At 63.3% G+C, this 19,768-nt stretch carries 19 protein-coding genes and 1 pseudogene; 14 read left to right on the top strand and 6 right to left on the bottom strand.

Annotation, left to right across the window (positions count from 1 at the left end; genetic code table 11):
• Positions 1-10 precede the first annotated feature (10 nt).
• The 3 genes from ACVIW0_RS30680 (at position 11) to ACVIW0_RS30670 (ending at position 3,231) form a co-directional block, all read left to right on the top strand.
• On the top strand, positions 11-1,318 hold the full coding sequence (locus ACVIW0_RS30680) for a four-carbon acid sugar kinase family protein (protein ID WP_461355750.1): 1,308 nt from the start codon (positions 11-13) through the stop codon (positions 1,316-1,318).
• Positions 1,315-2,313, top strand: coding sequence for a 4-hydroxythreonine-4-phosphate dehydrogenase PdxA (gene pdxA / locus ACVIW0_RS30675; RefSeq protein WP_461355749.1), 999 nt, complete (start codon positions 1,315-1,317; stop codon positions 2,311-2,313). Before ACVIW0_RS30680 ends, pdxA begins: the two co-directional genes overlap by 4 nt.
• Before the next feature lie 150 nt (positions 2,314-2,463).
• A complete protein-coding gene (locus ACVIW0_RS30670) occupies positions 2,464-3,231 on the top strand; it encodes a DeoR/GlpR family DNA-binding transcription regulator (protein ID WP_461355748.1) in 768 nt (255 codons plus the stop codon).
• A 202-nt stretch (positions 3,232-3,433) separates the two neighbouring features.
• Here ACVIW0_RS30670 and ACVIW0_RS30665 read toward each other — a convergent pair whose 3' ends face one another.
• The gene (locus ACVIW0_RS30665) at positions 3,434-3,661 is read right to left on the bottom strand and encodes a hypothetical protein (RefSeq protein WP_461355747.1); all 228 of its coding nucleotides are present in this window, start codon (positions 3,659-3,661) and stop codon (positions 3,434-3,436) included.
• Between the two features lie 603 nt (positions 3,662-4,264).
• Here ACVIW0_RS30665 and ACVIW0_RS30660 point away from each other — a divergent pair.
• From ACVIW0_RS30660 to ACVIW0_RS30640, 5 genes and pseudogenes are all read left to right on the top strand, one after another.
• Positions 4,265-4,450, top strand: a pseudogene (locus ACVIW0_RS30660) (GntR family transcriptional regulator); the annotation flags it as partial.
• Positions 4,451-4,610: 160 nt separating this feature from the next.
• Positions 4,611-5,744, top strand: a complete 1,134-nt coding sequence (locus ACVIW0_RS30655; RefSeq protein WP_461355746.1) for an aminotransferase-like domain-containing protein — start codon at positions 4,611-4,613, stop codon at positions 5,742-5,744.
• A 103-nt stretch (positions 5,745-5,847) separates the two neighbouring features.
• Complete coding sequence (locus ACVIW0_RS30650; protein ID WP_461355745.1) at positions 5,848-6,912, top strand: 2Fe-2S iron-sulfur cluster-binding protein; 1,065 nt, start codon at positions 5,848-5,850, stop codon at positions 6,910-6,912.
• Positions 6,909-7,718, top strand: a complete 810-nt coding sequence (locus tag ACVIW0_RS30645) for an MOSC domain-containing protein (RefSeq protein WP_461355744.1) — start codon at positions 6,909-6,911, stop codon at positions 7,716-7,718. Before ACVIW0_RS30650 ends, ACVIW0_RS30645 begins: the two co-directional genes overlap by 4 nt.
• A gap of 221 nt (positions 7,719-7,939) precedes the next feature.
• The gene (locus tag ACVIW0_RS30640; protein WP_461355743.1) at positions 7,940-9,346 is read left to right on the top strand and encodes an APC family permease; all 1,407 of its coding nucleotides are present in this window, start codon (positions 7,940-7,942) and stop codon (positions 9,344-9,346) included.
• A gap of 258 nt (positions 9,347-9,604) precedes the next feature.
• Here ACVIW0_RS30640 and ACVIW0_RS30635 read toward each other — a convergent pair whose 3' ends face one another.
• The 4 genes from ACVIW0_RS30635 to ACVIW0_RS30620 form a co-directional block, all read right to left on the bottom strand.
• The gene (locus ACVIW0_RS30635; RefSeq protein ID WP_461355742.1) at positions 9,605-10,204 is read right to left on the bottom strand and encodes a PepSY domain-containing protein; all 600 of its coding nucleotides are present in this window, start codon (positions 10,202-10,204) and stop codon (positions 9,605-9,607) included.
• 4 nt (positions 10,205-10,208) lie between these two features.
• Positions 10,209-10,505 (bottom strand): hypothetical protein, encoded by a 297-nt coding sequence (locus ACVIW0_RS30630; protein WP_461355741.1) that lies wholly within the window; start codon positions 10,503-10,505, stop codon positions 10,209-10,211.
• A gap of 146 nt (positions 10,506-10,651) precedes the next feature.
• The gene (locus ACVIW0_RS30625) at positions 10,652-10,807 is read right to left on the bottom strand and encodes a hypothetical protein (RefSeq protein WP_461355740.1); all 156 of its coding nucleotides are present in this window, start codon (positions 10,805-10,807) and stop codon (positions 10,652-10,654) included.
• The gene (locus ACVIW0_RS30620) at positions 10,804-11,004 is read right to left on the bottom strand and encodes a hypothetical protein (RefSeq protein WP_461355739.1); all 201 of its coding nucleotides are present in this window, start codon (positions 11,002-11,004) and stop codon (positions 10,804-10,806) included. The genes ACVIW0_RS30625 and ACVIW0_RS30620 overlap by 4 nt, the downstream gene beginning before the upstream one ends.
• A 485-nt stretch (positions 11,005-11,489) precedes the next feature.
• On the opposite strand from ACVIW0_RS30620, the gene ACVIW0_RS30615 reads away from it, so the two are divergent.
• Complete coding sequence (locus tag ACVIW0_RS30615; RefSeq protein ID WP_461355738.1) at positions 11,490-11,927, top strand: hypothetical protein; 438 nt, start codon at positions 11,490-11,492, stop codon at positions 11,925-11,927.
• Positions 11,928-11,935: 8 nt separating this feature from the next.
• Positions 11,936-12,580, top strand: coding sequence for a TetR/AcrR family transcriptional regulator (locus ACVIW0_RS30610; RefSeq protein WP_461355737.1), 645 nt, complete (start codon positions 11,936-11,938; stop codon positions 12,578-12,580).
• A gap of 27 nt (positions 12,581-12,607) precedes the next feature.
• Here the strand turns inward: ACVIW0_RS30610 and ACVIW0_RS30605 are convergent, their stop codons facing one another.
• Complete coding sequence (locus ACVIW0_RS30605; protein WP_461355736.1) at positions 12,608-13,258, bottom strand: TetR/AcrR family transcriptional regulator; 651 nt, start codon at positions 13,256-13,258, stop codon at positions 12,608-12,610.
• Positions 13,259-13,466: 208 nt separating this feature from the next.
• Here ACVIW0_RS30605 and ACVIW0_RS30600 point away from each other — a divergent pair, with 208 nt between their 5' ends.
• From ACVIW0_RS30600 to ACVIW0_RS30585, 4 genes are read left to right on the top strand one after another with little or no spacing between them, the layout of a single operon-like run.
• Positions 13,467-14,333: an ATP-binding protein gene (locus ACVIW0_RS30600; protein ID WP_461355735.1), complete on the top strand. Its 867-nt coding sequence runs from the start codon at positions 13,467-13,469 to the stop codon at positions 14,331-14,333.
• Positions 14,330-15,445, top strand: coding sequence for an efflux RND transporter periplasmic adaptor subunit (locus ACVIW0_RS30595; RefSeq protein ID WP_461355734.1), 1,116 nt, complete (start codon positions 14,330-14,332; stop codon positions 15,443-15,445). The genes ACVIW0_RS30600 and ACVIW0_RS30595 overlap by 4 nt, the downstream gene beginning before the upstream one ends.
• The gene (locus ACVIW0_RS30590; protein ID WP_461355733.1) at positions 15,442-16,518 is read left to right on the top strand and encodes an efflux RND transporter periplasmic adaptor subunit; all 1,077 of its coding nucleotides are present in this window, start codon (positions 15,442-15,444) and stop codon (positions 16,516-16,518) included. The genes ACVIW0_RS30595 and ACVIW0_RS30590 overlap by 4 nt, the downstream gene beginning before the upstream one ends.
• Positions 16,515-19,670: an efflux RND transporter permease subunit gene (locus ACVIW0_RS30585; RefSeq protein ID WP_461355732.1), complete on the top strand. Its 3,156-nt coding sequence runs from the start codon at positions 16,515-16,517 to the stop codon at positions 19,668-19,670. Before ACVIW0_RS30590 ends, ACVIW0_RS30585 begins: the two co-directional genes overlap by 4 nt.
• Positions 19,671-19,768 lie beyond the last annotated feature (98 nt).

Genomic DNA, 19,768 nt, shown 5'->3' with positions numbered 1-19,768 from the left:
GTCGCTGAAGATGGCCCCTAAAGCGTTTTCGAGCGAAGTGGATACCGGTTCGCGTCAAGAAAACGCGTCGAGCCAAAGCTGGCTGATCGTTGCTGACGATCTCACCGGTGCCGCGGACTGTGCGATCGCCTTCGGCAGAAGGGGGCGTGCGGCTGCCGTGACATGGGGTGAGGTGACCGACGCGTCGGGCTACCAGCTGCCCGTCCTGGCCTACGATGCTGCGAGTCGAGGCCTTTCGGCCGGGGCCGCTGCAGCCCGCCATGCCGATGTGCTGGCGCGCCTGTGCGAAGGCGGACGTATTCTTTTCAAGAAGATTGACTCGACGCTGCGGGGGCAACCGGCAGCGGAGACTGCCGCCGCGCTTGCGCATCTCAAGTCACGTTCGGGTCCGGCCTTCGGCGTGTTCGCGCCGGCCTTTCCGGCCACCGGCCGCACCACCATCGACGGGCGTATTCTGGTCAAAGGCCGCCCGCTCGAGGAGGCCGAGCTCTGGCACCGCGACCACACCTACCCGAATGCCGATCTTGTCGACGTTCTTGCGACCGCGGGCGTTCGCGGTGAGAGGGTCAAGCTCGCTGCCGTGCGCGGTGGCGATCTCCAAGCCACGTTCGCGCGGCTCGCCTGGGAGGGCGACGTGGTCGCGGCCTGCGACGCCGAGACTGAACACGATCTGCGTTTGATCGCGGAGGCGAGCCTGCATGCATCGCCCGCAACCTTCTTCATCGGCAGCGCAGGCCTCGCGCACGCGCTGGCCGGCCTCGAAGTCGGCCATGCCGTCGAGCCGCTGCGCATTCCGACGAGCGCATCCGGTACCCTGATCGTGGTGGGCTCGCTCGCCGGCGCATCTCGCGCCGCCGCGCGCGAGCTGGAGGCGACCGGCACCGTGACGCATTTCCCGGTCGCGCCGGAGACGCTGCTCAACGATGGTGCCGGCCGGGCAGCGCTCGCCGCGGGCGTGATGAAACGACTTGCCGGCGGCGGCGACACGCTGGTTGAGATCATGATGGATGATCACCCCGACATGTCGCTCGGCCCGCAACTCGCCAAGGGACTCGCCGACGCTCTTGAGTCCGTCGCACCCGCGATCGGCGCCTTCGCTGCGACCGGCGGCGAAACTGCCGCCGCGATGCTGTCGCGCTTCGGCGTCAACGGCATCCGTCTTGCCGACGAAATCGAGCCGGGCGTGTCGCTCGGCCTTACTCTTGGCCGATTGTCTGTTCCGATCGCCACCAAAGCGGGCGCGTTCGGTGACGAGAACAGCCTCATCCGCATCAGCGAGCGGCTTCGCGCCGTCCGAACCAAAGGAAGTTTCAAATGACTCGTCCGACCATTGCGATCACCATGGGAGATCCGGCCGGTATCGGGCCCGAGGTGATCATGAAGGCACTGGCGCAGCCGCAGGTGCAGGCGATCTGCAATGCGCTGGTGATCGGCGACTCCAACCGACTGCGCAAGGCCGGTCAGATCGTCCGCGTGCCGCTTGAGGTCGATGCGTTGAGCGACGCGAAGCAAGCGAATTTTGCGTCGAAGGCCGTGCAGTGCATTGACCTGAAGCTGGTGCCGGACGACCTGCCGTTCGGCAAGGTGTCGGCGACGGCAGGCGAGGCCGCCTATCGCTATATCGAGAAAGCCGTGCAGGTGGTGCAGGCAGGGCTCGCGCAGGGCATCTGCACCGCGCCGCTCTCCAAAGAAGCGCTGCATGCGGCCGGCCACAAATATCCCGGCCATACCGAGCTCCTGGCGCATCTGACCGGCACGCCGGAAGTATCGATGATGCTGGTGTCGCCGAAACTCCGCGTCATTCACGTGACCACGCATATCGGCCTGCTCGATGCGATCGAGAAGATCGAGCCCGGCCTCGTCGAGCGTGTCATCGCACGCGGACATGACGTGCTGGTGCGCGCCGGCTTCGCCAATCCGAAGATCGGCGTCTGCGCCATCAATCCGCATGCCGGCGAGAATGGATTGTTCGGTCGCGGCGAGGAAGCCGCGAAGATCGCGCCGGCCGTGGAAGCCTGTCAGCGCAAGGGCTGGGACGTGCGCGGCCCCCTGCCTGCCGACACGCTGTTCTTCCTGGCCGGCCGCGGCGACTACGACATGGTGGTCGCGATGTATCACGATCAGGGCCATGGGCCCATCAAGGTGCTGGGACTGGAAGCCGGCGTGAACATCACTGTTGGTCTGCCGGTGATCCGAACCTCGGTCGATCACGGGACCGCCTTCGATATAGCGGGCAAAGGCATCGCCGACGAGCGCAGCCTGATCGAGGCGCTGCGGCAGGCGGTCGATCTCGCGCCGAAGAAGGCGGCTTGAGGGGCTGCGCGGGCTTCTCAGGACAAGGGGCGAGATGCGCGTTAAGTGCGGACATTGCGTGGCCGACGCATCGTGGTATCCATCGGCCGTGCTGCGAAGCCGATACGGTCGAGCTCGGCCGACGGCAATGAATCCGGGGGCTGAGGTTCAATGTCGATGCGCAGCAAGGAGCGTCACGCTCGTCTCTTGGAAGCACTGAACGCGGGGGAGATCGATGTCGACGATCTCGCGCGGCGCTTTGACGTCTCCGCCTCCACCGTGCGGCGCGACCTGCAGCATCTTTCCAGGAACAATGCCGTGCGCCGCACCTATGGCGGCGCCATTCTCACCGCCCACGCGAACGAGACGACGCTCGAGCAGCGCCTCGCGGTTCAGGGCAAACAGAAGCAGGCGATCGCGCGCGCGGCGATCGATCTAGTCGAGGATGGCGACACGCTGATTCTCGATGCCGGCTCGACGGTCGCAGCCTTCGGCCGACTGCTGCAGCAGCGGCGGCTACGCATCATCACCAACAATCTTGCGCTGCTGCCCTTCCTCGCCAAGGCTCCGACCATAGAGCTTGTGGTGCTGGGCGGCGCGCTGCGCACCACCAGCATGAGCACCATGGGGCCGCTCGCCAATGAGGCTCTGCGGCGCATGACCGCGGACCGCGCCGTCATGAGCGCCGACGGCGTGGTAAATGGCCGTGGCCTGTGCGAAGCGGACCTCGAACAGGTCGCGCTGAAGACGCTGATGATGCAGCAGTCGAAGGAAGTTATCGTTCTCGCCGATGCCAGCAAGCTCGGCCGCGCCGAACAGATGGCCTGGGCGCCGCTGCCGCCACGCTGGACTTTGGTGACTGATGTCGGCGCATCCGAGGAGCAGTGCAAGCGCCTCGCCGATGCGGGAGCGCGCGTGATCGTTGCCGGCGTTCGCTAAGCCGGCATCGCAATTTCACGTGACCTGAGAAAAATATTGACCAAGCAAGGCGGCCGGCGCTGAGGCGAAGCTTCGACAAGCTCGATCACCGACTGGAAACCGAGATCAAAGCGAAAGGTCGAGAGATATTCCTATAACTGCCTTCAGGTGCAGCAAGTGAATTTCGCAGAATTAGCGCCTCTGACACGATGGGCGGCACACCTTAGGGACGACCTTTCTTGGTCGGTACGACAACCAGTATGCTCCGAAGCTCATCGATCTGACGGGCGAAATCCAAGGCATTCGCTTTCAACATGTCCATGGCATGACCCCGGTGACCTTCATGTTCTAGTTCGGCGATCCGCTCGTTGAGTGCGTCCAGATCATCACTTAACTTTTGAATTGAACGTTGAATCGGAAAATTCCGACCAGGAAGCTTGGTAGTCTTCACTGGCCTCTCCGTCGGGGTTGCGAGCCGGTTGCCGATAGTTTGCCGCGGTGCCATGGCGCCTCTCAAATTACTCAGTCAACCTATTCCGAGTTGTGTGCTGAGTCGATTTCGGCGGCAAGCCCGCGCGGTCTGTTTCCGCAATTATCCTAAAAGAGTCAGCTTGGGGCGATGAGCTGGCGAAGTTTTCAGCAGCTCCACATTCTCCAATCTCTTCAAGACTTAAGACGCCAGCGCTGGACAAAGGAAATATATCCTAGTTGCAGCTTTGCCGGATTCCGTAGAATCGCGGTGTTTCGGGAGCTTCGCGTTTGACCACACTACTGTGATGGCGCCGAAGGCCCGCTATCGCGGAGAGCGCCCTCAACATTGTGGGTTGCTTCTCTCGGCTTGAGCGCGGTCGGAGATTCGGATTTCGCCATCGCGAATGCTCATTAGAGGCCCGGCAACTCCGGCTTCATCGAAGTCGATGACCGTCGGTCCGCCACTCGGACCTCTACTTTTCGCTGTCCCGTCAAAAGGCGGCCGCAGCCGATGCCCAGCAAAGGACTGGACCAGAAACCTATTAATATTTAGCATCTGGCATGGTCCACTGGCATTTTGGCTATGCTCCGGGAATGGAAGCTAAATCTTAAGCTCGGTCTGAGGCGCGGCGAGGGCGCCAGTCCGGTCTACCTTCAGATCGTCCATGGACTGATCGCGGAGATTCGCCGCGGCCGGCTGTCGCCGGGCGAGGTGCTGCCCGGATCGCGGGAGATGGCGGACGAGCTCGGCGTGAACCGCAAGACGGTGATCGTCGCCTATGACGAACTGATTGCGCAGGCCTGGCTGACATCGCGGGGGCACCAAGGGAACCTTTGTCTCGGAAAAACTGCCGGAATCCCGCAACCGGGCCAGCCGGCTCGCGCCCGACAGCTCCAGGGCACGCGCCGAGGGGCCGCAGTTCAGCCGCTTGGCCGCGCCGCTCGACGTCCCGGCGATCTTTCCGCAGCCGGGCATTGTGCTGATCGACGATGGCACACCCGATACAAGGCTGTTTCCCGCCGAGAGCTTTGCGCGGGCTTATCGGAGCGCGATGTCGCTCGCGGGCAAGGTCGGCAAGCTCGGCTATGCCGATCCCCGCGGCTCTCCGATGCTGCGGACCGCGATCTCGCGGATGCTGAACATGGACCGCGGCCTGGCAACCACGCCCGCGCGCGTCTGCCTGACGCGTGGAAGCCAGATGGCGATCTATCTCGCGTCCAGAATCTTGGTCAGGCCCGGCGATGCAGTGGTTGTCGATGAGCTGACCTATCCGCCGGCACGCGAAGCGTTTCGGGCCGCCGGCGCCACGATCGTGCGGGCGAAAGTAGATGAGGCGGGAACCGACATCGACAGCCTCGAGAAATTGTGCCGGCGTCATCGCGTCCGCGTTGTCTACCTGACGCCACATCACCATTTTCCGACCACGGTCCTGCTCAATCCGGACCGGCGCCTGCGCCTGCTCGCACTGTCCTCACAATTCGGCTTCACCGTCATCGAGGACGATTACGATCATGAATTCCATTTCCAGCATCAGCCGCTGCTGCCGTTGGCCTCGTTCGACCCGGCGGTACTCTACATCGGATCGATGTCAAAGCTGTTGTCGCCGAGCCTGCGGCTCGGTTACATCTCCGCCCCGCAGAAATTCATCGACCGCGCCACCCAGGAGATTCTGCTGATCGACCGGCAGGGTGACCAGGTCACCGAAGACGCGGTGGCCGAACTGGTCGATGCGGGAGAAGTCCGGCGGCATGCCAACCGCGCGCTGAAGATCTACGCCGGCCGCAGGGAAAAACTGGCCGTGATGCTCCGGGCGGAACTCGGTGGCATCGTCGATTTTCGCATGCCGGACGGAGGCCTGGCGTTCTGGCTGACCTTCGAAACGGCGTCGCATCTCGACCGGCTCGAGGCCAATGCATCTGTGTTCGGGTTGTCGTTTCTTCCAAGCCGGTGCTTCTCCGGACGGGACGACGGGCGACGCGGCATCCGAATGGGCTTTGCCGGACTCGACGATCAGGGCATTCGGGATACGGTCCGGCGCATCAAGGCTGCGATCGGCGCTTGACCGGACGGGCATTTGGCATCGTTCGGCAAAAAATCTGCCTGGACCACGCTGCTTCCCAAAACTGGATCACGTGCCGCCTTCGCCCGCCCCATACTGAGGAAGGATGAACCTGCGGCTGTCTTCACCCTCCGTCCGCTGCGCAACGGTTACGCTCGCCAGCGGGACCGTCTTCGAGGCGTCACCTGACGAGACCATCCTGCAAGCCGCCTCCAGGGCAGGCATCTGGTTGCCGAGCGCCTGCCGCACTGGGGTCTGCGGCAGTTGCCGGGCGAGCATATCATGCGGCGACTTCCAGCATATCGGGCCAACCCAGGCATTATCGGCAGCCCAACGTGACCGCGGGATAGCGCTGCTTTGCCGCGCGCACGCGACCGGTGACCTCCGGATTGATATCGCCGAGCTTCCCGAACCTCCACCAGGGGAACGCCCTGCGGTTCCCGCACGGGTGATCGGGCTGGTCCGGGAAAACGAGCAAGTTATGCGGCTGACATTGCGGCTGCCGTCGCTCGACCGACTCGAATTCATTTCCGGACAATTCGTCGGCATCCGCCACGCCGGCGGTTTCGATCGTCCGTTTTCTATCGCCAACGCGCCGCGGCAAGACGGAACCATCGAGCTCCACGTGGGCCGTGTGTCAGGTGGTGCCTTTACCGGGCACGTCTTCGACCACCTGCAACTGAACGATATTCTTCACGTCTCCGGACCGTTCGGCAATTTCACGTTTGCTGCAGAGCCTCGCGCATCGATCTTCATCGCGGGCGGCACCGGCATAGCACCGGTGCGGGCTATTCTCGAGGAGATCGCGGCAGGTTCATTCCATATCCCAATTACCGTCTATTGGGGCAGCCGGGCCCCCAGTGACTTCTACCTCGATCGCGAACTGCGCGAATTCTCGAGCACGCACGGCATCGGCTACGTTCCCGTGATATCCGGCCGCGACAAGACATGGGCCGGTCGCACCGGTCTGGTCCATGAGGCGGTGCTGCAGGACTTCGGCGATCTCTCCGGGTTCGACGTCTACGCCTGCGGCAATCCCGCGATGGTGGAGGCCGCTCGCGACGCGGCATGCAGCCGCGGTGCAAGCCCCGATCGCTTCTTCTCCGATAGCTTTTATCCGTCGGGACCTGCGGCGGACTCGCGGCTTGATGCAAGAAAGGAATCGTCATGATCAGGATCAAGGATCTCTATGTCTATCCGGTGAAATCCTGCAAGGGAGTTCGCGTAGACGAGACCACGCTTTCGCCGACGGGATTTCTCGGTGACCGGAACTGGATGGTCGTCAATGAACACGGCGTCTTCGTCAGCCAGCGCGAGCGGCCGAGGCTTGCATTGGTCGAGCCGAAGCTTGCGGACGACAGGCTCATCCTCAATGCGTCAGGCATGCCCGAACTGGTCATGTCACGCGAAGCGAAGGATGCCGAGCGGACCGAAGTCGAGCTGTTCGGTGAAAAGATTCCGGCGCTTGTCGCGAGCCATGCGGCTTCGTCGTGGTTCAGCAGCTATCTCGGCGACGACTATCGAGTCGTGACCTGCGACCCGGAATTCCTGCGCAAGGGCGGCGTCCAGTACCCTTCCCGCGACGATGCCCCGACAAGCTTTGTCGACAATTACGGGATCCTGGTGATCTCCGAGGCGTCGCACGAGGACCTCAACCGGCGGCTGGTGTCCGGCGTTCCCATGAACCGATTCCGTCCGAATATCGTGGTCGAGGGCGTCGATCCCTACGGCGAGGACTATTTCGCCTCGGCCAGCACGACCGACGTGACCCTCCGATTCATCGATATTTGCTATCGCTGCAACCTGACCACCGTCGATCAGGAGAAGGCCGAGTTCGGACAGGAGCCTCTCCAGACCCTGGGCCGGTACAGGAATTCGAAGGTCGGCGTCCGCTTCGGCAACTATGCCGCGGTGGCCGGCGGCGTCGGCAAGACGCTGCGCACCGGTAGTCCGCTCGAAATTGCGCTCAATTTCTGACGACGGACGAAGCCAGCGACCTGAATGCCGGCGACGGCACGGGCGCCGGCATGTCGGCTTGTCCGTGCTGGCCCAGTTGCCGGCGACATTTTGCTGGACCAGCAGGCCCGTTCAAACTGGAGGCCGATCAACCCTCATCATCGTGATGCAATCGCGGCAAAGCCGGGATCGAAACGCCCAAGGAACAACAGATCCGATTTTGCGCAACAAGGGGAAGATCCATGTACGACTCGACACTGAGAAAACACTGCCTGGGATTCGTGGAGTTGCTGGCACAGGGCATCGCGCTGATCTCGCCGACGATGACTGCCGCGCTGATCATTCCCGTGATGTATGGAAACACCGGCGACTGGAGTTGGCTTTCCTATGCCACGGGAACGGTCATGCTGGTCTTCGTCGCCCTCAATCTCAATCAGTTCGCGCGGCGTTCGACCACCGCCGGATCGATGTATCTCTATATCTGCCGAGGCCTCGGGCTGACCGCCGGTGCGGTCGGAGGCTGGTCGCTGATCTGGGCGTATCTTGGCATCTCGATGGCCGGCGTGACCGGCTTCTCGATCTTCGCCGACAAGCTGCTGGAGATGGCGGGGCTGCATCTGCCGTTCTCGCTGCTGTTTGCGATCTGTGTCGGCGCCGCGTGGTTCTGCGCATGGAAGAACGTACAGCTCTCGGCGATGCTGATGCTGTTGCTCGAGGGCGCATCGATGCTGCTGATCGCAATCCTCTGCGTTGTGACGCTCGCGCAGCACGGCTTCAAGATCGACCACGCCCAGTTCGACACCTCGTCTCTGCCGCTTTCGGGGCTCGGCCTGGGCGTCGTCGTCGCGATCTTCAGCTTGGTCGGCTTCGAATGCTGCACGGCGTTCGGCGAGGAGGCGCGCGACCCGCTTGTCACCATTCCGAAGGCGGTGGTGTGGAGCCTCGTGATTTCCGGCGGCTTCTTCGTGTTCGTGTCCTACGTCATGGTGATGGCAACCCATGGATCGGATCCGGCGCTGGACAAGATCGACGCGCCGCTCAACGTGATGGCGTCCCTCGCCCACCTGTCCGTGCTTCAGGCACCGCTCTCATTTGGAGCCATGGTAAGCTTCTTTGCACTCTGCCTGTCCTGCATCAATGCCGGAAGCCGGGTTCTGTTCGCGATGGGACGACATGGACTGTTCCATGAAAAGACCGCAGATTCCCACGAAACCAACGCCACCCCGCACGTGGCAGTGACGATCCTCGCCACGGTCGCCTTCATTGTTCCGGCGGTCTGCGTCGCGGTCGCCGGCCTGGCGCCGCTCGATCTCTTCAACTACGTCGGAACGCTGGCGGCGTTCGGCTTCATCGTCCCCTACATCATGATCACGATTGCCGCACCCGCCTATCTGAAAGAGATCGGCGAGCTTCGCGGTGTCGACCTCGCGGTCTGCGGTATCGCGCTGGTGCTGCTGATGATCCCGACGGTTGGCAGCGTCTACCCGGTTCCGGACGCTCCGATGTGCTACTTCCCGTACCTGTTCCTCGCCTATCTCGCCGTTGGCGCGGCGTGGATCCTGTTCGTCGGCTTCCGTAAGCCGGCGAACGCGATCATGATCCGGGAGCACATCGGCACGCTGTTGCCGACGGCTCAGCGCGCCGGCTGACCGCGGCGCCGTCCGAGTGGTTCTTCCGGGCCTCTCGGACGGCGCGTCGAGAGGGGATCTCCTGCACATGGTCATGGCATGGGTATCCCGTATCCAGATATTTCCGATCAAGGCGGGTAGGCGCCGAGCACACCGCCGCCCTGCAACAGCAGCGCCGATGCAGTCGAATGGAAGCTACGCTTGTGCGGATGAGAGCTGTGATGGAGGCTGGAAGTTCATGATGAGTTCGCTCTTTGATCCTTGATGGAAATGCTCGTGTTAATGGCGACTCGTGTCTTGCTTTCCGACCTTGAGAGGCTCGAGCAGAACCTCTTTCAAATGGTCCCCGGTGGCGACGACGATCACGAAATTGAGTTTGCCGTCCTGTCGGATCAGTCCGCCGGCCAGCGCGCTGCCGGCCGCCGCTTTCTCGGCAACCTGCACGGCATCCGACAATTCCTGCTTGATCCATCTCATAGCAAGGATCTTGGCGAGGTCTTCCCGATCGAGTTCCTTCAGTGAGGACGTCACCTCTCTGCCCGTGATGCTTCCGGTATTTGCGTCAATGGCGTTCTCCCACACATGTTCATTCCGGATCGTGCGAACACGGTAGACGGGTGGGCCGTCCACCTCGAAGCTGATGTCGGCGGTCTTCGAGCCATCATGCAGACGTTCCGCGATCGCCATCGCCCGACTGAGCGGGATGCGCGTGGTGCGGAATTCCGAGAGAACGCGCTGGATAGCTGCCTCCTCGGCATCGTTTTGCGCTCTCGCGCTGCGGCTGTCCGTCACCGCGGAATTTTGGACGTCCGCGACGGCGCCGGTGGCGGCGAGCGTGGCGGACCACATGATCAGGGCGAACAAATGCTGTCTGGACATCGGATCAGTCTCGGTCTGGTTGGTCGCCGGCAACGGGTGATGGGGCGACGACGGTCTCCTTATCGGCGGGCGCGGGCAGCGATTGGCTGGTATCGATCACCACGCGCTCCGGTAGCTTGACGTCGGAGTGAATGCGGATCTGAGGCCGCTCAGGATCCGGCTCCGCGGAGCGGCTTGTCAGTTGCGCCGGAAGCACCAAACCGGTCGCCCAAAGCAAGCCTAGCAGGGCGCCGCCGACCGACAGAAAATAGCCGCGCAAGGGAAGGGCGGTGTCGGTCGATCGGCTCGCGTGCACTGACATGACGGATCGGCGGCTCACGGCACGCGGCTCCCGACAAGGGCATCACTCTGTCGCATCGTCAGATACTCCAGGGGGCTCACCGCTGTTGGATCCACTTCCATCCCGTCAAAGACTTCGATGATCAGCATCTCGGTTCCAGTTCTCCCTCACGCCGTGTGGGTGAGGCGGTAGACTTCGTCGGGCGCAATGCCTCTGCGCGCGAGTTCGGACTCGATCACGTCGAACACGCATTCGACCGGCGCGATCCAGACGTTGACCCAATAGATGATGCAGTCGCGGGCGATCAGCAGGGCCAGCGTCATGCGACCGTCCTCCGGTCCAGCCGAACGGTGCCGGGCTGGCGCGTGGCGAGCGTATGAGCCCACGCGATCATCGCGATCGTGATGCCAAGCAGCACGCTCAGCGCCACGAGGCACACTGCGACAATGACGTTCAGCGATGCGACGGCGAGGCCGGGCAACGGATTTTCGCGCAACAAGGCGAACGGCAGGCTTGACATTCCGCGTCTCCTTAATAAAATACACCGTATAGTTCATATAAATCATGCGCCGTGATGGAAGTCAAGGCGAACGCCTCACAAGCGCGTGTGCGGATCGGGCGGGCAAGCTCCGCCAGCAAGCCAAAGTCTCACGCAGAGAAAGGAACTGACATGACGAGATTGATGCCGGCGTTGTTCGCAGCGGCCGTAGTCGCGCTTGGCAGCGCAGTAGCATTCGCGCAGGAGAACCAGGACACGGCAGAGCAGAGAGCGGCCTGCGCGCCCGACGCCTTTCGGCTGTGCAGCGCCTACATTCCCGATCCGTCGGGAGTCGAAGCCTGTCTGAGGCAGAGGAAGCCGAACCTGAGCGAAGGGTGCAAAGCGGTGTTTGACCAAGCCACCAGCGGCTTGGCCAGGGCCAGATAAGGATCGATGCTGCGACCGATGTGGCAGTGCTCCTGCTCTGAATTGCATCGGCATCGCGGTTAGGAGACAGGAGCGATCTTATGAGCACGGTCTATATCCCGGCCCTGGCTGCCTTCGGCGGCTCTGCCTTCGGCGCGCTCTCGACCATTGTCAGTGGATGGTTTAGCGGACGCCGAAGGCGTCGCGAGCTTCATCATGCCCGCTCGTTTTCGAAGCGCGAACAATTGTACCATTGCTTCATCGAGGAGGCGTCGCGGCTCTATGCCGAGGCTCTGGTCAATGATCAGGCCGAGATCCCGCAACTGGTCAGCCTCTATACCCTGGTCGGACGCATGCGGATCTTGTCGAGCAGCGAGGTCGTTCAGGCCGCCGAGCGAACCGGGCACCTGATCATCGAAACGTATCTGTCGCCAAATCGCACATTCGTCGATCTCCCAAGATTCATCGAGGAGATGGACCCCTTGCGCGATTTCGGAGAGGCCTGCCGCCGCGAGCTGATGAACATTCCGGCGCAATGAGAGACGTCATGCGCAAGCAGATTGATGATCGAACGAGGACCGCCCGCCGCAGGATCGTGCAGGCCGCCATCCATCTCTATGCCGAGATGGGTCACAGCAAGACCACCGTCACGGACATCGCGCAGAGCCTGTCGATGTCCTCAGCCAACGTCTATCGATTCTTTCCCTCGAGGCGGGCGATCGAGGAGGCTGTGGTGCAGGAGGTCCTCGAAGAGATGGTCGGTGCAGCGGCTGAGGCGGCCCGGAGCAGTGCGCCAGCGCTGCGGCGCCTGGCCGCAATCCTGAAGGCCATCGCCGACTGCAATGAGGCTCGACCGGCGAAGCATCGACGATTGCAAGACCTGATAACTCTGGCTGTCCGTCAGAACTGGACCGTCGCCCTCACCTACCACGACAAGATTCGAGGCCTGGTGCGACCGATCATCGGCACCGGGCAAGCACGTGGAGAGTTGCAGGGCGGCAGTCCGATGGTGCTGACCTGCTGCCTGCTGGAAGCCATGGATGTCCATCTCAATCCTTCGCGTGTCGGAGCCGCGACGCTGCGGCCAAGCTTCGACGAGATGTTGAGATTTTGTAGGGGTGCTTTGCGTCGCGCGCCATTCCTGCAGCCGGCCGAGATGACAGCTCGCGTGCAGCTCAAGGCCGCCGGCTAATGCTTCCAAGCCAACCGCCCAAAGCTGCTACGACCAGTCCGTCTCGCAGGCTGCCAGGAAAAAGCCGACGCGCTCGCGCACGAAGCCGGGAAGCTCCCTCTTCAAGTCCTTCTGAGTTTCACCGACGAGCGACCGAAACAGCATCGGCAGCAGGATCAGGTCGAGGAAGATCTGCGCGGTGGCGCGGCTTCGCTTGGCGCTGAAAGGGCCCCTCGGGGTGCGCGCGAGTTTCTGCGTGGCGTCGTCCAGCAGCTGGGACACTGCGGTCAGGGAGCGATCGCGCGCAGCGTCGTGAACGTTGCGGCTCAGTTCGGGAAAGCGCTGCGATTCCGCGATCGTCGCGCGCACCATGCCTAGCGAATCCTCGACCACTCGCTCGACGATGGCGGTCCCGAGGCTGATCAACTTGTCCTCGATGGTGCGGCCTTCGGGCGAGAAGCCCTCGAAGTCGGTCAAGCCGTCGATGGTGCGGGCCACCACCGCTGCGAACAGTGCTTCCTTGCCGGGGAAATGGGCGTAGATCGTCGGTTTGCTCGCGGGCGCGAGCTCGGAAATGTCGTCGATGCTGGCGCTACGAAAGCCCTTTTCCAGAAAAAGCTGCTGGGCCGCATCGAGAATGCGCGCCTGCGCGTCGCCGGCAAGATCCTTGGGCGGCCTGCCTCGCTTCGTCTTCTTCATTCTTGGTCCTCCGAAATCACGAGTCTGTGCGCCTCGCCTTCCCACTTGACATGGGCTGCGATGAAAGGCAATAAAAAGAAAATATACGGTATAGTTTATTAACTCGCCGAGCCGGCACAATCCACCAGCTTCGCGAGTGCTGCCAAACAATCGGGGCGCGAAGGTGAACGTTCGACCCCGATCGTCCGAGCCGAATGAGGAGAATGTCGTGATTGTTTTGAGCCCGGCCCCGTCCGGCTTGCAGGAGGGCGTGCTGCTGCGCGAGCTGAATCGCAGGGTCACCAACGGTGTTGCGTTCGCCATCGACCTTGTCTCCGCCGCGGCCATCCGGGTCGAGGGGACGGAAGCCAAGTGCGCGCTCAGCGATGTCGTCGAGCTGCTGCATGGCTACGCCGACGTGCATCGCGCGTTGGCCATGCCGGCGGGCGATACGCTGATCCACGCCGCGACCTACATTCGCAAGCTGGGCTGTGGCATGCGCCGGGCGGTCCTGGACCGGATGGGCATTCAATTGGCGTTCGCGACCCAGTCCCTCGCGCTTCAGCCGGAGCGCTGCTGGCACCTGGGGCTGATCGTCCATGAGCTCGTGATGCACGCGGCAAGACACGCCTGTTTCGACGCGCGGGCCGGGGAGATCAGGATCAAGCTGACGCGTACCGGTGCGCTGGTGAACTGCGTGATCCTGGACAACGGCTCGCGTCCCGCACGGGAGACTTCCGACCGCGAACTGCGAATTGCCAGGGATATTGCGCGGGCGCTCGGCGGTCGGATCGAGCAAGGTTTCGGCGCGGAATTCACCTCGATTGTCCTCTCGTTCCCGCTGACCGAGCGCGAACGGGACGTAAACTGGTCAATCGCAACGCGCCAGATGAGGGGCCCGCGCCGCACGAAAGCCAACGCTTCGAGCGAGGCGGTGCTCACGGGCGTAGCGACCGGTCAACGCCGGCCCACCGTTGAGATCGATTCCTTTGCGGGACGACTGCGCCAGCAAGAACGCGAATTGGTCGTCCCTCGCCAACCCGCCGATGCGCTTGGCGCGCTGTTGTCACCCTCCCTTCACACGGACGCGCCATGACAAGCCAATTCTCCAACCCCGTTCGAACGTCACATGTGGGGAAGGCCCTGGCCGCAGCGGCCGTGCTTGCCAGCATTGCGCTGACCGGTTGCAACGATCAAGTGGCACAGACGGCCACCAGGGCCGCGCTGGTCCGAACCACGATCGTGCAGCCGCGCGACCGGCAAGCCGCTATCACGTTGACGGGCGAGGTTCAGGCGCGCTTCCGCGCCGATCTTTCGTTCCGCGTCAGCGGACGTGTCGTTGCAAGGACCGTGGATGTCGGCGCTCACGTCAACAAGGGCGACGTCCTGGCCCGGCTCGATCCGGCCGAGCAACAGGCCGATGTGGATGCTGCGACGGCGGCAGTGGCTTCCGCGGAAGCCCAGCTGCGCGTGGCGAAGGCAACATTCGAGCGGCAGAAAGCGCTGATCGCAAGCGGCTTTACCACCCGGACCGTTTACGACCAGGCCCAGGAAGGCTTGCGAACGGCGGAGGGCGTGCTGGAAGCGGCCAAGGCGCAGCTCGGCACTTCGCGCGATGCGCTCGGCTATACCCTGCTGCGCGCCGAAGCGGACGGCGTCATCACCGCGCGAAATCTCGAGGTCGGCCAAGTGGTGCCGGCCGCGCAACCCGTGTTCTCGCTTGCGCAGGACGGCGAGCGTGATGCCGTCTTCGAGGTCTACGAATCTCTTTTCAATGGCCAGACAGACAGCCGTCGCGTGACGCTGGCGCTGGTCTCCGATGCCGGCGTGGCAGCAACGGGTGAGGTGAGAGAGATTTCACCGGCCATCGATGCGAAGAGTTCCACGATCCGCGTCAAAGTGTCCATCGAGAACCCGCCGGTTGCGATGTCGCTGGGCAGCGCCGTCTCGGGAACGGTCAAGGCGAAAGCTCAGAAGGAGATCACCTTGCCCTGGAGCGCGCTGATGGCCGCGGGCAGGAAGCCCGCCGTCTGGACCGTCGACCCGAAAACGCAGACAGCGTCGCTGAAACCCGTCGCGATCGGCGCCTATGAAGCTGGTCAGGTACTGATCAAGGGGGGCCTCGAGCCCGGCGAGCGCGTCGTCGTCGACGGCGGCAAGCTTCTGAGCGTGGGCCAGTCGGTCACTGAGGAGGGAGGTCGGTCATGAAGCGACAGGTCACGATGATCGCTGGCACGCTCGCGGCGGCCTCGTTGCTCACCGGCTGTCAGCAGGAGGCGAACGCGCCGGAGCCCGTGCGCCCCGTGCTCTCAATGGTGGCCAAGCCGAATAGCGGTGACAGCACGATGGCCGTGGGCGTCGTCGAGCCGCGCTACAAGACCAACCTTGGCTTTCGCGTACTCGGACGACTGACTTCGCGTCCGGTCTACGTTGGCGACATCGTCTCCGAAGGACAAATCATCGGGACGATCGATCCCACCGCGCTCGATCTCGCCGTTCGCGCGGCCAAAGCTCAGCTTGCGAAGGCTGAGGCGCAGCTTGCGACGGCAAAGGCCACGGAGGAGCGGCAACGCACGCTCATTACCAGCGATGCGACCACCAGGCAGGCGCTCGATAATGCCGAGCAGGCCCGCGCAGGCGCCGAAGCAAGCGTCGCGCGGGAGCAAGCGAGCCTGACCAAGGCGATCGAGCAGCTCGGCTATGCCCAGATCAAGGCCGACTTCGGCGGCGTCGTCACCGCCGTCGGTGCGGAAGTCGGTCAGGTGGTGTCGCCCGGTCAAACCGTGGTGACGGTCGCGCGCCCGGACATTCGCGAGGCGGTCGTCGATATCGGGGAGGACCTGCCTGTGCCGCTCGAAGTCGGTCTCCCGTTCACCATCAGCCTGCAGCTCCTCCCCACCGTTCACGTGGACGGCAGGATCCGCGAAATTGCGCCCCAAGCCGATGCGGTGACACGGCTGCGACGCGTCCGGATCGCGCTTGACAATCCGCCCGAAAGCTTCCGTCTCGGCGCGACCGTCACGGCAAAGCTCGGCAACGATCAGAGCAAGGTCTTGCGCCTGCCCGCATCGGCGGTGCTCGCCAGGGGTGGCGCCGATTTCGTCTGGGTGGTCGATCAGTCCGCCGGCACCGTGTCGCTGCAGAAGATCGATGGTGTCGCCGAACAGGCGGGCATCCGCATCACCGGCGGGCTTGCCGCAGGCACCCGCGTCGTCACTGCCGGAATTCACAGCCTCAAGCCGGGACAGCACGTCCGCATCCAACAGGATCAAGAGCCATGAAGTCGTTCAACCTCTCCGACTGGGCGTTGGGCCACCGCTCGCTCGTCTGGTATTTCATGATCGCCTTCATGGCGGCCGGCCTGTTTGCCTATCTCCAGCTCGGGCGCCAGGAGGATCCTGACTTCACGATCAAGACCATGGTGATCCAGGCGCAGTGGCCGGGCGCCTCGCCCGAGGAGATGACGCGCCAGGTCACCGACCGGATTGAGAAGAAGCTGGAGGAGCTCGAATCGCTCGACTACACCAAGAGCGTGACGGTCGCGGGTCAGACCACCGTCTTCGTTTACTTGCGCGATTCGACCAAGGCGGCCGACGTCAAGCCGACCTGGGTGCGCGTCCGCAACATGATCGCCGATATCAAGGGCGATTTCCCGCAAGGCGTGGTCGGACCCGGCTTCAATGACCGCTTCGGCGACGTTTTCGGCAATGTCTATGCCTTTACCAGCGACGGCCTGAGCCAGCGCCAGCTCCGCGACCAGGTCGAGGACATCCGCGCCAAGGTGCTGACCGTGCCCAACGTTGGCAAGGTCGACATTCTCGGCGCACAGGACGAGGTCATCTTTCTCGAATTCTCCACCCGCAAGACCGCGGCGCTCGGTCTCGACGTCCACGCCATCATGAACTCGCTGCAGGGCCAGAACGCGGTGGCACCCTCCGGCGTGTTGCAGGAGGGGCCGGAGCGGATCAGCGTCCGCGTCAACGGCCAGTTCACCTCGGAGGCGAGCCTGAGGGCGGTCAATCTGCGCATCAACGACCGCTTCTTCCCGCTGACTGATGTCGCGAGCATCACGCGCGGCTACGCCGATCCGCCGTCAACCCTGTTCCGATACAACGGTCAGCCCGCCATCGCGCTCGCAATCGGCATGAAGTCCGGTGCCAACCTGCTGCAGTTCGGCGAGGCGCTGAAGGAGGAGATGACGAAGATCGTCGCCGACCTGCCGATCGGCGTCGGCGTCCACCTGGTTGCCGACCAGCCCGTCGTCGTCGAACATGCGGTCTCGGGCTTCACCGAAGCCCTGTTCGAGGCCGTGATCATCGTGCTCGGCATCAGCTTCCTGAGCCTGGGCATGCGAGCCGGTCTGGTAGTTGCCATCGCAATTCCGCTCGTGCTTGCGATCACCTTCGTCGTGATGGCTTATTGCGGCATCTCGCTGCAGCGCATTTCGCTTGGGGCCCTGATCATCGCGCTTGGCCTGCTCGTCGACGATGCCATGATCGCGGTCGAGATGATGGTGGCGCGGCTCGAGATCGGCGATCCCCTCGAAAAGGCGGCAACCCACGTTTATACGTCGACCGCATTCCCGATGCTGACGGGAACGCTTGTCACGGTTGCTGGCTTCATCCCGATCGGGCTCAACAGCAGCAACGCCGGCGAGTTCACCTTCACGCTGTTCGTCGTGATCGCGGTGTCGCTGATCGTCTCCTGGGTCGTGGCCGTCTTGTTCACGCCGCTGCTCGGCGTCACCATTCTGCCGGCCAGGATGAAGGGACATCACGAGCAGAAGGGCCGCGTCGCGCAGATGTTCGCGCGCCTGCTGCTGTTCTGCATGCATCACCGTTGGAGCACCGTCGCTGTCACGGCCGGCGCCTTCCTGCTCGCCCTGTTCGGCTTGCAGTTCGTGCAGCAGCAGTTCTTCCCCTCGTCCGACCGTGCCGAACTCGTGATCGACTGGAACCTGCCACAGAACGCTTCGATCACCGAGACCAATACCCAGATGGCGCGCTTCGAGCGCGAGCAGTTGCAGGGCAATGACTCCATCGCGCACTGGTCCACCTATGTCGGCAACGGCGCGCCGCGCTTCGTTCTGTCATTCGACCTGCAGACCGCCAACACCTGGTTCGGTCAGCAGGTGATCGTGACCAAGGGCGGCATCGCCGCGCGCGACAAGCTCAAGTCGCAGTTCGAGGACTATTTGAGGAAGACGTTCCCGGGCACCGACACCTACGTCAAGCTGCTCGAGGTCGGCCCTCCCGTGGGTCGCCCGGTGCAGTACCGCCTCAGCGGCCCCGACATTGCTGTGGTCCGTGACCTCTCGCAGAAGCTTGCCGGCGTCATTCGCAGCAGTCCTGATCTTGGGAATGTGGTGTTTGACTGGATGGAACCGGCACGCGTCGTCAAGGTCGACGTGCTCCAGGACAAGGCGCGCCAGCTCGGCGTGACCTCGGAAGACATCGCAACCACCCTGAACTCGGTGCTGCAGGGCAGGCCGATCACACAGGTGCGCGACAGCATCTATCTCGTCGATGTCACGGGACGTGCGACCGCGTCGGAACGCGCCTCGATCGATACGCTGCGCGACCTGCAGATGACCGGGCTTGGCGGCCAATCGGTGCCGCTCGGGGCGGTCGCCAATCTGCGCTACGAGCTGGAGCAGCCCACGATCTGGCGACGCGCGCGGATTCCGACGATCACGCTGAAAGCCGGCGTCATCAGCAACGTTCAGCCGAAGACGATCGTCGACCGGCTTGCGCCGAGGGTGGCGGAATTTGCAAAGCAGCTGCCCGCGGGCTACGCGATCAAGATCGGCGGCTCAGTGGAAGAGAGCGCCAAGAGCCAAGGGCCGATCATCGCGGTCGTGCCCTTGATGCTGTTCGTCATGGCTACTGTGCTGATGGTACAGCTGCAGAGCTTCTCGCGCCTGTTCCTGGTGTTCGCGGTGGCGCCGCTCGCCTTGATCGGCGTCGTCATGGCCATGCTGCCGAGCGGAGCGCCGCTGGGCTTCGTCGCCATCCTCGGCGTGCTCGCCCTGATCGGCATCCTGGTCCGCAACTCCGTGATCCTGATCGTGCAGATCGAGGATCTCAAGAAGGAGGGCAGACCCGCCTGGGATGCCGTGGTGGAAGCAACCGAGCATCGCATGCGACCAATCTTGTTGACCGCGGCCGCCGCAAGTCTCGCGTTGATCCCAATCGCACGCGAGATTTTCTGGGGCCCGATGGCCTACGCCATGATGGGCGGCATTATCGTCGGCACCCTGTTGACGTTGCTGTTCCTGCCGGCGCTCTATGTGGCGTGGTTCAGGATTGAGCCTGAGCGCGGCGATGAATCAACGGCAACGGGGAGCGGGGAAGGGGAGCATGATGCCATTTGGCCACAGCCGGTTGCTGGGCAGCGCACGCCGACGCCCGTTCCGGAGCCGGCGCACGGTTGACGATCTCATCGCAAGCGCGGCATGGACATCGTAAGCGCCGGGTCATCCCGACCGGTTCGTTCTCGCCCGCGGCCTGCGAGCGCAGATGGCAACCGAAT

Source organism: Bradyrhizobium sp. USDA 4454 (assembly GCF_054822705.1).
The sequence above is the reverse complement of the archived record's forward strand: the minus strand, read 5'-3'. Positions and strand labels throughout refer to the sequence as shown.